The 14,974-nt window shown below is 51.3% G+C and carries 8 protein-coding genes; 7 read left to right on the top strand and 1 reads right to left on the bottom strand.

The genetic code is table 11. The features are described from left to right. Positions 1-39: 39 nt before the first annotated feature. From U9S71_RS20210 to U9S71_RS20240, 7 genes are all read left to right on the top strand, one after another. Positions 40-2,280, top strand: a complete 2,241-nt coding sequence (locus U9S71_RS20210; protein WP_326329675.1) for a hypothetical protein — start codon at positions 40-42, stop codon at positions 2,278-2,280. A gap of 229 nt (positions 2,281-2,509) precedes the next feature. Then, on the top strand, positions 2,510-3,592 hold the full coding sequence (locus U9S71_RS20215) for an acyltransferase family protein (protein WP_326329677.1): 1,083 nt from the start codon (positions 2,510-2,512) through the stop codon (positions 3,590-3,592). Between the two features lie 91 nt (positions 3,593-3,683). Continuing rightward, the gene (locus U9S71_RS20220; protein WP_326329678.1) at positions 3,684-6,989 is read left to right on the top strand and encodes a SusC/RagA family TonB-linked outer membrane protein; all 3,306 of its coding nucleotides are present in this window, start codon (positions 3,684-3,686) and stop codon (positions 6,987-6,989) included. 20 nt (positions 6,990-7,009) lie between these two features. After that, a complete protein-coding gene (locus U9S71_RS20225) occupies positions 7,010-8,701 on the top strand; it encodes a SusD/RagB family nutrient-binding outer membrane lipoprotein (RefSeq protein WP_326329679.1) in 1,692 nt (563 codons plus the stop codon). A gap of 126 nt (positions 8,702-8,827) precedes the next feature. Then, positions 8,828-10,135 (top strand): acetylxylan esterase, encoded by a 1,308-nt coding sequence (locus U9S71_RS20230; RefSeq protein ID WP_326329680.1) that lies wholly within the window; start codon positions 8,828-8,830, stop codon positions 10,133-10,135. A gap of 16 nt (positions 10,136-10,151) precedes the next feature. Next, complete coding sequence (locus tag U9S71_RS20235; protein ID WP_326329682.1) at positions 10,152-11,534, top strand: DUF3748 domain-containing protein; 1,383 nt, start codon at positions 10,152-10,154, stop codon at positions 11,532-11,534. 60 nt (positions 11,535-11,594) lie between these two features. Further along, a complete protein-coding gene (locus tag U9S71_RS20240) occupies positions 11,595-13,238 on the top strand; it encodes an FMN-binding glutamate synthase family protein (RefSeq protein ID WP_326329683.1) in 1,644 nt (547 codons plus the stop codon). An 8-nt stretch (positions 13,239-13,246) separates the two neighbouring features. Here U9S71_RS20240 and U9S71_RS20245 read toward each other — a convergent pair whose 3' ends face one another. After that, positions 13,247-14,851: a M20/M25/M40 family metallo-hydrolase gene (locus U9S71_RS20245; RefSeq protein WP_326329684.1), complete on the bottom strand. Its 1,605-nt coding sequence runs from the start codon at positions 14,849-14,851 to the stop codon at positions 13,247-13,249. Positions 14,852-14,974 lie beyond the last annotated feature (123 nt).

The following is a 14,974-nucleotide window of genomic DNA, read 5'->3' on the forward strand; positions in this document are numbered from 1 at the left end:
TCGCGCCCGCAGAAATTTTTTATCACTCAACAGATGAACATGACACGTAATATACGATTGCTATTATTAATCGCTCTTGGAACCTATGCCTGTGATAAACCGGTACCGCGGCAGGGCACGGCCTATGCCGATACCGTTTTTATGCAGGATTACAGTGTGAAATATTCTTTTAGCGAGGATGGCGTGCAACTGCAACGGGTTGAGGCAGACCGCGACGGAAAAGTACAAATGCTCGCATCGGATGGGCTCAAACACCTGCGTGATGGACGGTTCCTGCACCCGGGTAGCGTAGTAGCCGACAATACCTACCGGTTTATGTCGGCAAAGGCCATCGTAGATATGGTACTTTGCCAAGGCGAGTTCGTTTATCTCGATAAGCGGGTTGTTTTCAGCAATGCTTGGTCCGGGCGATTGTTTGTGGAACATCAATTGGATGAACCGACTGTTTTTGCCGCCAATGATGTGCAAGAGTTTTTGGTGACCGATGGGCGTGCCGTGCATTTCATTGAGGGTGGCGCCGTCACCTGGAAAGGCCTAGTTTCCGGGACTGGCGTGGTAGAAATAGTAGCCCATCCCAAAGATCGTTCGCAGTTCTTTTTGCTCGCGGACGATGGCGTGTACTGGTTTTCTACCCCGACGCGTTCGTTGGAGAAAATATATGACGGCGCGAACCTGACGGCTCTTGATGTTGACGATCGCCATAATGAGCTCGTCGTGGGTACGGCCGATGGCTATTTTCGCTACGATTTGGAGCGTGGTGAAGTGGCTGGGGACATTCAGCAAAAACTTCCGTGGACGGATATCACTGCGGTTAAAATGATCGATGGGAATCCTTGGTTCGGTACTTCCAAAGGGGCTTTCGTGGTGCGGGAAGGAGGTGATATCGCATATTATGCGAGCAAGCGTTGGTTGCCGAGCGACCACGTGCTGGATATAGCCCCGGGCCCGGACACTTCGGTGTTGCTGTTGACCGATGGCGGACTCGGTGTTATCCATTTCAAAGAAATGACCTTGCATGAAAAAGCCATGTATTATGAACAACAAGTGCGCAAAAGGCACATCCGGAATGGATTCAACGCCACACTCGTGGGCATGCAGGAAGGCGATCTGAGTACCGGCTATCTAGGGGATTCGGACAATGATGGGCTGTGGACCTCACTTTATCTGGCCGCCGAAGCGTTCCGCTATGCGACCACGGGCGAGCAAGAGGCATTGGACTATTGTATGGAGTCGTTGGATGCCATGGGCAGATTATATGATATCAATCCCGTTCCGGGCTTCCCGGCGCGTTCCTTTGAGCGGCGTGGAACAGCGGATACCCGCGATATACTTTCCGACCCCGAGCGCTGGCAGCTAGCCGAGCATCCCGAATGGTACTGGAAGGCGACGACCAGCAGCGACGAGGCGATCGGGCACATCTTTGCATTCGGTGTAATTGCCGAATTGGTGGATCACGAGGAAACGCGGGAGAAAGCCATCCGCCTTATCGATACCTTGATGGGCCATATCGTAAAGCACGATCTTTACCTGGTAGACTATGACGGACAGCCCACCACGTGGGGCCGGTGGAATCCCGAGTACGTCAATGCGTTCCCCACGAACGTGGGTGACCGGAAACTGAATTCGTCCAATATCATCGGTATGCTCCAGACCGCTTACCACTTCACGGGCAAGTCGATCTATCGCGAAACTGCTTTCGATCTGATGGATAACCACGGGTACCTGGAGAACCTCCTGCGCCCGATGGAAGAAATCGGAAAGGCGCCGGAAGGCTCCGATGATTGGAGCCAGATGCTCTCGGGTGCATGGAACCATTCGGATGACGAAATGTATTTTGCAGGCTATTGGGGATTGTACCGGTATGCGTTCAATGATACGCTCCAATCGAAATATGGCGCAGCCATCCGCGATCATTGGCAAGCGGAAAGACCCGAAAAGGAGGGTGCATGGAATATTTTCACCGCCATTACCGGCGCGGATTCGATCGATCTGGAAGAGGCCGTATGGTACCTGAAGGAATATCCGCTTGACCTGATCCAATGGACCGTTACGAACAGCCATCGAAAAGACATTGATCACTTGGCACCCAATTTCCGTGGGCAGACCACCGCGGAGGTACTACCTCCCGACGAATTAAAGATATCCCGCCATAACGCCAATCGGTTCACGCTGGATGGGGGTAGTGGCGGTCGGGGGGAAAACAGCGCTGGCGACATCTGGCTGTTTCCGTATTGGATGGGTAGGTACCTTGGGGTTATCGAAGGCCCGGCAAAAGAATAGTCATGGGTCAACGAGTATGGATGAATTAATCTTTTTTACATTCTGTAAATCAATGTGTTGTTGGCTGGGTAACATGATAAAATGCGCTATGCAAATGATAATATTGTATAAAGAAGGTAAGCCTAGTTCACCTATTTTTGAGTAGTTAAAGCAAGGTGATTGCTTTCAGCGATAAGAACGGGTGACAAGCATATTCGGATACTGACCAATTATTAGCAATACCATAAAAATGACAAAAAATACGGGAGTTCGGCGTTTGGTTTCCTTGGATGCGTTCCGGGGATTTACGATAGCAGCGATGATTATCGTGAACACCCCGGGCTCATGGGAGCATGTGTATGCGCCGTTGCGGCATGCATCTTGGCATGGGGTTACACCTACCGATTGTATTTTCCCCTTTTTTATTTTTATCGTCGGGATTTCTATTACCCTTTCCTACCGTAAAATGCTGGACACCGGTCGGCCGAAGGCGGCGCTGGTAGCGAAGACCCTGAAACGTGCAGCCCTTATCTTTCTTATCGGGATTTTCTTGGGATTGTTTCCGGACTTCGCTTTCGACGAGATACGCATTCCGGGTGTGCTGCAACGGATTGCCGTCGTGTTTTTAGTATGCGCATTGCTTTACTTGTACACCAGTTGGAAACAGCAAGCCATCATTGGCGGTGCGCTTCTACTCCTGTACTGGGCAGCCATGCTGCTGGTGCCTGTGCCAGGCGTAGGTACAGGCGTGTTGGAGCCAGGCAAGAATCTGGCTGCCTGGGTTGATGGATTGCTCATACCGGGCACGATGTGGCAGGGCACGTGGGATCCGGAAGGTATCCTCAGTACCCTTCCGGCAATCGTTAGCGGTATCTTGGGGATGTTGGCCGGAAGGCTTTTGGCAATCGAGGGTATGCCACACGAGCGGAAGGTGATTTGGTTGTATGTAGGCGGATTGTCGGCGTTCCTCCTTGGCTCGGCGTGGGGATGGGTGTTCCCCATCAATAAGAATCTGTGGACGAGTTCCTATGTATTATATACCGCCGGTTTGGCGGCGATGATATTTGCGTCGCTCTTCTTCGTTATGGAGGTGTTGAAGTTTAGCGCTTGGGCCAAGGTTGGTGTCGTATTCGGGGCCAACGCGATTACGGCATACGTCATCGGCGGTTTACTACCGGAGGTGTTAGGGCCACTCAATACGTGGTATGCCCGTCAATTCATCAGTGGAGATTGGGCCGAAGTGGCTTCCCTGCTTTGGGCGATTGGGGTTTGTCTACTGTGCTTCATCCCCATTTACGTGCTTTATAAGAAACGGATCTTTATCAAAATTTAATGGCAAAATCAATGGAAAAGAACTTTTTTGTGACTGCTAAGAACATCAAAGCATCAAGTATGGATAACCGATTAAACCAAAGTAAATCGTTATGGAATTAGGAAAATTTACAGTTAGGAAAAAATGGTTTAGAGCCTTGTTTTCCATCGTCATCGCCTTGTTGCTGGGTGTAGACGTGCAGGCGCAGGGCCAAACGAATGTGTCGGGGGTTGTAACTGGTCCCGACGGAAATCCGGTTGCGGGGGCGACTGTCAACTTGGAAGGAACCGAACAGGCGGTGTCGACAGACGGTTCGGGACGTTTTGTGCTCAATAACTTGCCTTCAGGTGCCTCACTGGTATTTAAGGCGCTGGGTTATGAAACCACAACGATTGCGGTCGCAGGCAGATCGGTGGTCAATGCCCAGTTGAAGCCTAGTGAAGAGGCGCTGGATGAAGTGGTGGTTACGGCCCTCGGCATCAAGCGGGAAACCAAATCATTGGGATACTCGGTAGGTCAGGTGGATGGCGAGGATATGGTGAACGTGCCACAGGAAAACGTCATCAATTCACTTGCCGGCCGGGTACCGGGGGTAACCATTAACCAAACCGGGGGCCCGGGGTCATCGGTAAGTATGGTTATCCGCGGAGCAACATCGTTGAGTAACGACAACCAGCCGTTATTTGTTGTGGATGGTGTTCCGATGCAAAACACGCTCAACAATGCCAGCAGTAGCCGTGGTGATCGGAATGACGTCGACTATGGGAATGTTATTTCGGATATCAATCCGGAGAATATCGAGAGCGTATCGATCCTGAAGGGACCAAGTGCGGCGGCGCTATATGGGTCAAGGGCCGGTAACGGTGTGGTTCTCATAACAACAAAAGCCGGCAAGAAGAGCGATGGATTAGGGATTCATTTTTCTACTAGTAATGTGTTTGAAGTCCCATACCGTTACCTGGATTACCATTACAAATATGGTAACGGCAACATGAGTGGCGGCGGCGATACCTACAGTGAAGGTTCTGCCTATTGGGGGGGGGCGCAACTGGATGTTGGAATCAAGGCTCCGCATTTCATGAGTCCACTTGACGAGAACGGCAATAAGATACCTATCGAATTGAAGTCGTATCCGGATAACTTGAAGAACTTCATGGAGACTGGAATTACTTCCGTCAACAATTTGGCTGTGGCCGGTTCAAATGCCTTGGGTACCTATCGAATATCGTACGATATGATGCGACACAATGGCATGATTCCCAATGCTGACCTAAACCGGGATGCCTTAGCCGCAGTTGCGGAATTTCAGATACGACACGATCTGCGAGTAAGTACCAACCTTAATTTTCTAAGGTCGTCTTCTCCCAATCGACCGGCCACTGGTCGCGGTAGCAACCCGCTTATGGCCGCTTACAATTGGCCGGCAATAGACATAAACGATATGCAGGACTATTGGCAGGATGGAGCGGAACATGTTGCCCAAAGGCGGCCGGCTGAGGGTATGGACAATCCGTATTTCCTTGCCTACGGCCTAACCAATGCTTATACCCGTGACCATGCTTATGGGAATGTTCGGGCCGACTGGACGATTGCACCGGGATTAAGTATGTTCGGACGTGTTTCGCACGATATATTTAACGAAGCCCAGGAAACCAAAATACCCTGGAGTTATTCGCGAATGAACAAAGGAGGCTACTTCCTCGACGATTTTGTGAACCAAGAAACCAACATGGACGTTTTGGCCACTTACCAAAAAGTTATCAACGGATTTGATATCGCCATATCGGGTGGGGCCAACTCGATGTTCCGGCAGCATAAAATCCAATCGATGGGTGGTGTGGAGCTTTCCGTCCCGGGGCTGTACCGAATATCGAACATTCCTACAAGTAACCGGTCGACTTGGAATAACACCTACATGAAGCGGATTTACAGCATTTTGGGCACTGCCTCGATCGGTTACAAAGAAAAGATCTATCTCGACCTTACCGCCAGAAATGATTGGTCGAGCACCTTGCCTGTTGAAAACCGATCATATTTTTACCCGTCGGCTTCCTTGAGTTGGTTGGCTAGCAATACGTTTAAGATGCCCGAACAGATTTCGTTGCTTAAATTTCGCGGCGGGGTGGCCCAGGTGGGTAACGACACCAACCCTTACGAATTGTACAATGCATTAGGTATTGGCAGTTGGGGCGACTTGGTCACCAATAATATTCAAGACGTCTTGAAAAACCCACAACTGAAGCCCGAGATCGCATCGTCTTATGAGGGCGGCATTGATCTTTGGCTATTCAACAACCGGGTTAAGTTTGAGGGGACTTATTTCTATGTGGAGAACAAGAACCAGATTCTGAATGTGAACACTGCTCCCTCGTCGGGTTTTGTCGCCGCAAAGATCAATGCCGGTATGCTCTCCAGCCGCGGGCTCGAACTCGCGCTGATTACCAACCCCATCCGCGACCGTAATGGCTGGAATCTGGATGTGAATCTGAACTGGTCGCGCACCCGTACCACGCTCGATGCGTTAACCGGTGATCTGCAATACCACCAGTTTTGGTCAGATAATGACGGGGGCGCTTACAGCTGGGTTGGCGAGGAAATCGGCAACCTATACAGCAGTGGATACCTGCAAGTAACCGATCCCAATGATAAGTATTATCGTTGGCCGATCCTTGATAGCAATGGTGAATGGCAGGAAGACAACGCGATAACAGCAATGGAAAAAGTGGGTAACTGGAATCCTGATTTTCTGATGGGCGGGCAGCTGTCTTTGCGTTATAAGCGGTTTAACCTCACGACGAGCTTCGACTGGCGAGCCGGAGGGCAATTCATGTCGTGGACTTACCGGTATGGCGAATCCGATTGGAAATCACAGCGGCAGCTGGATATGCTGATACCGGGTAGTAAGTACACTTCGAGTGAGTTAGCGGAAATGTTACGGTCGAATCCGGAAAAGTATATTATCCCACAAAATGGGAATTTCCCCCGGGTGGGTGGGCATACGCAGGAGGCCGGCGGCTACCAACTTCCTGACGGCCTTTGGGACGGTGGGTTTATTCCAGGTGTCATCCAACAGGACGACGGCTCTTATGTAGAGCATCTTGGAGAGGCTGGTACCAACCTCCTCCGGATAACGGATATGTTCCCGTGGGGTTATAATAAGCAGGTGACATTCGACTCTGATTTCTTCAAAATTCGCGAGATTTCACTAGGTTATTCCATCCCCAAGGTTGGCGGACTCCGCAATGTCCATGTTTCCGTGTACACACGGAACCTGATTATCTGGACGAAGGCGAAAATCGGCATTGACCCCGAGCGGGCGTTTCGGGTGTCGGGAGATGGTTTCCGTCAAGGGATAGAGTGGAACAATGTTTTGCCTTGGACCATGCCGATTGGCTTTAAGTTGAATGTCAGTTTGTAGGCCCTATTAAATTCATTATCATGGATACACTAAAAAAAATGCGTAAAATATTAATTGTACTTGCGGTTGTTAGCTTGGCATCATGCAGTGATCAATTAACGGAAACGAATATCGATCCGAATGTGGTTGACCCCGCTGTGGGGAACCCAAACATGATTATGCCCACTGTTCTTGCCACAGCCGCGACCGATTACCTGAGCAAAGGCTGGGATGTAACGGCGGGAGTGATGCAACATATCCAACACGACGGTTGGTTTGGCGGTATCAATACGTATGAATGGGGACCTGAAAACTGGGCTAATTATTATGGGATGCTGCGGAATAATGCTTATCTGATGAAAAGCAATCAGGTGTTTCATCAAGGTGTGGCGTACACGATGAAGGCTTTTGTTTTTGGAATGATTACCGATTTATGGGGCGATGCGCCATATACCGATGCGCTGAAAGGAGAAGAGGCGTTGTTTGAGCCCGCATTTGACTCCCAAGAGACAATCTATCGGGGTATACTGGACGACCTGCAGCAAGCAGCCGAGCTGTTTGCGACAGGCGATAACTCCGGCTATCTGGCGGGTTATGACACCTATTATGGTGGTGATCCGGCGCGGTGGCACAAGTTTGCCAACAGCTTGGCGCTTCGTTATGCGATGCGCATTTCGGGAAAACTGCCGGATTTGGCCAAATCTACTATAGAAAGGGTATACAGTTCGGGGGTGTATATCGATTCGCCAACTGACGATGCGACGATTAGCTACGTAGGCTCGCAAGCCAGTAATGGCTGGCCCTATAATTTCATGAACGATGATGCTGGCAGAAGTAATTTTAGGAGGAGAAAGCCAGCTAAGACACTAATGGACCAATTACTGGCGACAAATGACCCCCGGCTGCCCGTGTGGTGGGCACCTGTTCACGTGCAATGGGTGGCTGATGGTTCGTTGACACAATATATGGATAATGCCATTCGCCGCGACGGCGAGCGGCTATCGATGGTGTCCCTTCCGGACCTTACCCTGAAAGCGGAGATTGCTGCGGGACACAAATTTACCCGGCATTTCAACCCGGCATTGAAAGGGGCCGATGACCCACAACTCAATACCAGTTTATATGTTGGTGTTCCGGTAGGTCTCCGGTTGCCCGACTACTATAACGGTAATCCGACCCCGGGTCAAGAGGTAGAAAACCAGCATGTATCCCAAATGTCTGATTTGTACCGCTATAATACGGATCAAGATATGCTAAAGGCCCGGATTATTTCTGCCGCGGAAGTAAGCTTTATCTTCGCCGAAGCGGCGCTGAAAGGATGGGCGGTAGGAGCCAATGCTGAAACACATTATTATGAGGGTATTCAGAAATCGTTGCAAACATGGAAAGTTGACGGTCAATATGGTAACTTCATTGCCGAAGATGGTGTGCACTATAACAGCGCTACCGCGCTGGAACAGATTATGACGCAGAAATGGGTTGCTAGCTGGACGGGAACAACCGAAGCATGGATGGACTTCAGGAGAACGGGATTGCCAGCATTAATCGCAGGCCCAAATTCGCCGCAACCGGTATTGCCTGTGCGGTTTATTTATGGTGATGCGGAAGTCTTCACGAACATGCAGAATGCAGAGGATGCCATCGATCGGTTGGAACAGACTTCCTATTCGAATCAGGCAAACAGTCAGTGGGCCAAGCCATGGATTATTCAGGGAACAGGCAAGCCTTGGTAAGCGGAGGGATAGCGGTATTTGAAGGTTACGTTGTGATTGTTTTTGAAGAATTTGTATGGGGGGAGTGCGAAAAATGGTACTTTCGCTTACCAAGGTAAATTTACTTACGATTATTTTTCAATTATCATGAACAGACTTTCCTTCATCCGTATCATCGCACTTGCTTGCGCGCTATGCTGTTTCTCACCGATTGTTTCTGCCCAATCGCGACCACCACACCCCATACAGGTGCTGGTGTCGCCTGATAAGCCGGACTGGACATACGCTCCTGGCGAGGAAGCAACGTTTACCATACAGCTGTTAAAGCACCAAGTGCCGATGGCTGACGTGGAAGTTTCCTACACCTTGGGTCCTGAAAAAATGCCGCCAATCGATCAGGGAACGATCATGTTGAAAAACGGTAGGGCCCAAGTGAAAGGCAAGCTGAGCGACCCCGGGTTCTTGCGCTGCGAAGCGCGTATCTCGGTAGACGGGATCACCTACCGCGGCCTCGCTACCGCCGGGTATGCACCGGAAAGCATTGAACCAACGCAGCAACTGCCCGACGATTTTTGGGAGTTTTGGAATGCCGCAAAAGCAGAAGCAGCGAACATCCCCATGGATGCCAAGTTGACCCTGCTGCCCGAGCGTTGTACGGAGAAGGCAGATGTGTATCAGGTGAATATCCAGAACTATGAGACCGGTAGCCGTCTTTACGGTATCCTTGCCAAACCGAAGGCCCCTGGCGAATATCCTGCGGTATTACAAGTTCCGGGAGCGGGGATACGGCCGTACTATGGTATTGTTGACTTGGCGGAAAAGGGGGTAATTACCCTGCAGATCGGTATCCACGGTATTCCGGTCATTTATGAAACGGGCCTGTATAACGACCTCCGGGCGGGAGCATTGAAAAGTTACCAGTTTTTCAACCTCGATGATCGCGATGAATATTATTATAAAAGAGTGTACCTAGGCTGTGTGCGAGCGGTTGATTACCTTTACTCGCTTGCTGAATTTGATGGCAACAACCTGGCGGTTTGGGGTGGTAGCCAAGGTGGGGCGCTATCCATCGTCACGGCCGCATTGGACAATCGGATAAAGTACCTCGTATCGCTATATCCGGCCCTTTGTGATTTGACAGGCTACCTACACGGCCGCGCGGGTGGCTGGCCGCACATGTTTAATACATCCAACGCACCGTTTATGGCAACTGAAAAGAAAATCGGAACCTCCGCTTATTATGATGTCGTCAATTTTGCACGGTCGGTCAATGTACCGGGTTTTTACACGTGGGGCTATAACGATGAAACCTGTCCGCCCACGTCATACTATTCGGCTTATAATACGATACAAGCCCCGAAAGAGCTGTATTTGGTGCAGGAGACCGGTCATTGGACATACCCCGAACAACAGGCCAAGATTCGGGAATGGCTCTTATCGAAATTGGGAAGGTAAGGGACGAGGAATAAAAATGACCAATCAGGTTGAATCGGTAGCGTATGGCCTCTTATTCGGTCTGTCTGCTTGCAGTCCCAGCGAATCTATTCGAATGAATTTTACCGAAATCCAACTTACGCATGCCGCGCAGGGGCACACCATACACAACACACAGGTGTTTTCAAGGGATGGCTTGTGGGTGGTGTATGATACTCGGAACGACGATACTCAGATCGGCAGCACGGGAAGTATTGAAATGGTCAACACTGCGACTGGTGAAGTCAGGGTGCTGTATGAAACGCTAAACCAAACAAATGCCGGACCAGGGGTGGGGGCAGCTACCTTTTCGCCGGTGGCAGACCGCGTATTGTTCATCCACGGTATCCGCAACGCAGATGCATCACGACCTTATGGGATGACGCGCCGTACGGGCGTAGCGGTGGATGTCGCCCATCCCGGCGAACCCATATTTATGGATGCGCGCGACATCACGCCTCCGTTTACCAGAGGTGCGCTGCGGGGCGGTACTCATGCCCACTCGTGGAGCGGCGATGGCAAATGGATCAGCTTTACCTACAATGATTACGTGATAGAGCAGTTGGCCAAAACCGATACGACCATTCGCGATCTGCGTACCGTGGGCATCATGGTGCCGGGCCGTGTGGATGTGGGGGAGGATGACACCTTGGAAAACAATGATGGCGCTTATTATTCGGTAATCATAACCGGTGTGACCGAAAGTCCTAAGTCCGGGAGCGACGAGATCGATAAAGCATTTGACGAATGCTGGATCGGCGAAAACGGTTATCAGAAACCGGATGGATCATGGCAACACAAAGCCATTGCTTTTCAGGGCAATGTACGGAATGAAGGAGGGGAGACCCTTACGGAGGTTTTTGTCATCGATCTCCCCGCAGACCCTACCGTGGCGAGGAATGACCAGCCGCTGGAGGGCACAGCTACTACCCGCCCCGGCACCCTTCAAGGTGTGACACAACGACGGATTACCCATACGGCTAACGGCGTGGAAGGACCCAGGCATTGGCTGCGTACCACACCCGACGGGAGCCTGATTTGTTTTTTGGCCGAAGACGAACAGGGCATTATACAGCTTTTTGGCGTATCGCCCAACGCCGGGGCGATTCGTCAGGTAACAACAAATGTGTTTCCCGTATCGGGGCCGTTCAATATCGATCCAACAGGGCGGTGGGTGGCTTACCCTGCCGATAACAGTTTGTTCGTTACCGTGCTCGAAACGGGCGATACGTATCGGATCACCGATCGGTTTACGGATGAAGGGAAGCCAATTGGTGCACCGAACTGGTCGCCAAATGGCGAAGCCATTGCCTACAACCGGTATGTAGGGGAAGGTGATGCCCGCTTTTTACAGATATTTCTGCTGCGAGGGATCGACTAACGTTTGTGCCGCCGATTGTTCCGGTTTGATTTCCTGCACAAATTTTCGCAACTTTGGTTGATGCGGAAAAAATTCATTTATGGGGCCGTGTGGCTGGTTGTCATTATCGGGTTAGTTGGCATTTGGTGGCGACCGGTATGGTGGAGCTTCGTCGTGGTCATCCCCCTTATTGTGATGGGCGTGTTGGATATGGTGCAGACCAAGCAGGCCATCCGGCGTAACTTCCCGCTATTTGGGCGGTTGCGGTATCTTTTTGAAAGCATACGTCCCGAGATACAGCAATATTTTGTGGAAAGTGATACCACGGGCCGCCCGTTCAGCCGGATGTTCCGGAGCGTGATCTATCAACGGTCCAAGAAAGTGCTGGATACCACGCCCTTCGGTACCCAACTGAATGTTTACGACAATAACTACGAGTGGTTGAGCCACAGCATCACAGCGGTCGACTATTTCAAGATTAACGAACACCCACGTGTTACCGTGGGCGGTCCATATTGCGAACAGCCTTACGCCAGCAGTGTGTTCAATATCTCGGCGATGAGTTACGGATCGTTGAGCAAGAATGCCGTGATGGCGCTGAATGAAGGTGCGAAGATCGGCGGCTTCTATCATAATACAGGCGAGGGGGGGCTTACCGAATATCACTTGGAGGGTGGTGGCGATGTGGTCTGGCAAATCGGTACCGGCTATTTTGGCTGCCGTCACCCCAACGGTAATTTTGATCCTGAGACCTTTGCCGAAAAAGCGGTACACCCGAGTGTCAAAATGATTGAGATCAAGCTTTCGCAAGGCGCGAAGCCGGGCCATGGCGGCATCCTCCCTGCAGTGAAAGTTACGCCGGAGGTGGCCCGGATCCGTTTAGTGGAAGTAGGGAAAGAAGTCGACTCACCACCTTTTCACCGGGCGTTCTCTACGCCTGTGGGACTGTTGCAGTTTGTCAAGCAGTTGCGTAAACTTTCTGGGGGAAAGCCGATTGGATTCAAGCTGTGTATCGGTCACCGGAGCGAGTTCGTGGCGATTTGCAAAGCGATGGTTGAAACCGGTATACAGCCTGATTTTATCACGGTGGATGGGGGTGAAGGCGGAACAGGGGCTGCACCATTGGAATTCAGCAATTCGGTCGGTATGCCGTTGCGGGATGCTTTAGCGTTTGTATACGACTGCCTGACAGGTTTCGGACTTAAACGGCACATTAAAATCATTGCTGCGGGGAAAATTGCAACGGGATTCGATTTGGTGAAGAACTTTGCACTCGGTGCCGACATCTGCAATAGTGCGCGTGGGATGATGATGGCCCTTGGGTGTATCCAAGCGTTGCAATGCCATGCCAACACTTGCCCGACCGGTGTAGCCACACAAGACCCCGCGCTGGTGAAAGGGTTGGACGTCGTTGACAAACGCGTGCGCGTAGCCAACTTCCATCACGAGACCGTGAAGAGTGCTGGTGAGCTCATGGGCGCTGCGGGGATTAAACATCCCGACGATATCCACCGTGTATATATCCACCGACGGGTGTCGCCGAATAAAGTGGAAACATACCTCGATTCTTTCCCTTATATCCCCTCCGGCAGTCTGATGCAGGCCCCTTATCCGAAATCATTCGAACTACTGATGAAAATCAGCCGCGCCGATTCCTTCCAGCCCGATTTTTCAGGTATCGATTTCGTCGAGTATGCGTGGGCGAAGAAGCCCATGACGGGCTAGGGAGGAGGTTAATACCCCACTCCCGAGCGCCGCGGCTGGCGGATGACCGGCCATTGGCTTGGCTTACCGTCCCTGCCCAATGGCATGATGCGTTTTTCGCGATCGACCAATGCAGGTTCTTCACTGGCTTTGTAGGCAAGTGTAGCGATCAGGATCACATTCGATTCCAGATCGTCGAAGATCAGCTTGTCGTACGTGTCGAGGTTGGTATGCCAGGTGATCGTTCCATAACCCCAAGAGAGTGAACTCATCATGAACGCGGGGATGCCTGCAGCGGTGAACGAGGCGTGGTCAGACCCGCCGCCGCTGGGAGAACCCGGGAAGTCGGTTTCGATGTCGCGGGTAATTTCCCGTGGTGCTGCAGCCATCCATCTCCCCATGAAATCGTACGCGTGCAGGAAACCTGAACCGTTGAGGTTAGCGATCCGTCCCGTTCCGTTGTCCTGATTGAAGACAGCCTGTGTGTTTTGCACAATCTCCGGATGGTCCAACACAAATGCCCGTGAGCCGTTGAGTCCCTGTTCTTCGCTGCCCCAGTGGCCGATGAGAATGGTACGTTTGGGGTTGGGGTACACTTTTTTCAGGATACGTGCTACCTCCATCATCGTAATGGTACCGGTACCGTTGTCGGTAGCACCCGAGCCCCCTTCCCACGAATCGAAGTGGGCGGAAAGAATGACGTACTCGTCGGGCTTCTCCGTGCCCTTGATTTCGGCTATCGTATTAAATGTGGGTACGGTGCCCAAATGCTTGGAGTCGGTCTCTACTTTAATCCGTGGTTTGTGGCCGTTTTCTGCCAGCCGATAGAGTACGCCGTAATCTTCCAATGAAATGTCGAGCGACGGGATGGTGGTGGTACGGGCACCGAATATTTTGTTGGAGCCGAACTCGCGAGACCAATAGCACTCGAGTATCCCGGCGGCGCCCGCTTCCTCCATTAATCGGGGAAGGGAGCGGGCAGATACACCCGTTGCCGTGATTTTTTCACGCCATCTTTCGGTCAGCGAATCGCGTTCGTTTTTCATTTTTTCAACAGATGCCGGCTTACCGTATGCTTCCCAATTGTAATCGGGGCGCCCGGTGGGCTGTAACATCGAGATCATCACATACTTTCCCTTCACGCTGGGCAGCCATGCTTGGAAGGCCAGTGAATCTTTTACTTCAGGTAATGTGATGACCTCGCCTTCGACCGCTTTTCCGCCGGTTGTAGGGCTCCAAGCCAACTGCGTGCCGGCCAAGGTCTTTACCCGGGGATAAACCATATCGATGTGTGAAATGCCGCGGTCCCAGCCGCGCCACTCGCCGAATTCTTCATAGCGGGCTTCAATGCCCCAATCGGCATACTTGGCCACTGCCCAGTCGTGCGCATTTTTCATTTGGGGCGTGCCGACTAACCGCGGCCCCACCACGTCGAGTAATTCGTGAGCGAGTTGTTTCAATTGTGAATGTTCACTGGCTTCCTTGACAATTTGCTCCACTACGGGTTCCAGTTGCTGTTCGGGTGTCCGCCACTGTGCGGTAGCAGCGAAAGATACGCTTAGCCCTAAAATGAGCACGAAAGACGCCGGTTTACTCAAGTGGCGACGCCTCCACGCATTGTTCATGTGTCCCATATCAATTTGTCTTTATCGGTTCATCAATAATTAAGTGACTAAAAATCATGAAAAAAGTTGAGAATATTTTATTAATTATCATTGTTGTCCGGTAAACCCGGGATTTAGTTTTATTTGTCAGTC

This window comes from Parapedobacter flavus, from assembly GCF_035818675.1.
Taxonomy (GTDB): domain Bacteria; phylum Bacteroidota; class Bacteroidia; order Sphingobacteriales; family Sphingobacteriaceae; genus Parapedobacter; species Parapedobacter flavus.

Bases quoted from the DNA above. Each gene is read 5' to 3' on its own strand.
- U9S71_RS20215 (WP_326329677.1), top strand. From the start codon at position 2,510: ATGACAAAAAATACGGGAGTTCGGCGTTTGGTTTCCTTGGATGCGTTC.
- U9S71_RS20220 (WP_326329678.1), top strand. From the start codon at position 3,684: ATGGAATTAGGAAAATTTACAGTTAGGAAAAAATGGTTTAGAGCCTTG.
- U9S71_RS20240 (WP_326329683.1), top strand. From the start codon at position 11,595: ATGCGGAAAAAATTCATTTATGGGGCCGTGTGGCTGGTTGTCATTATC.
- U9S71_RS20245 (WP_326329684.1), bottom strand. From the start codon at position 14,851: ATGGGACACATGAACAATGCGTGGAGGCGTCGCCACTTGAGTAAACCG.
- U9S71_RS20230 (WP_326329680.1), top strand. From the start codon at position 8,828: ATGAACAGACTTTCCTTCATCCGTATCATCGCACTTGCTTGCGCGCTA.
- U9S71_RS20210 (WP_326329675.1), top strand. From the start codon at position 40: ATGACACGTAATATACGATTGCTATTATTAATCGCTCTTGGAACCTAT.
- U9S71_RS20225 (WP_326329679.1), top strand. From the start codon at position 7,010: ATGGATACACTAAAAAAAATGCGTAAAATATTAATTGTACTTGCGGTT.
- U9S71_RS20235 (WP_326329682.1), top strand. From the start codon at position 10,152: ATGACCAATCAGGTTGAATCGGTAGCGTATGGCCTCTTATTCGGTCTG.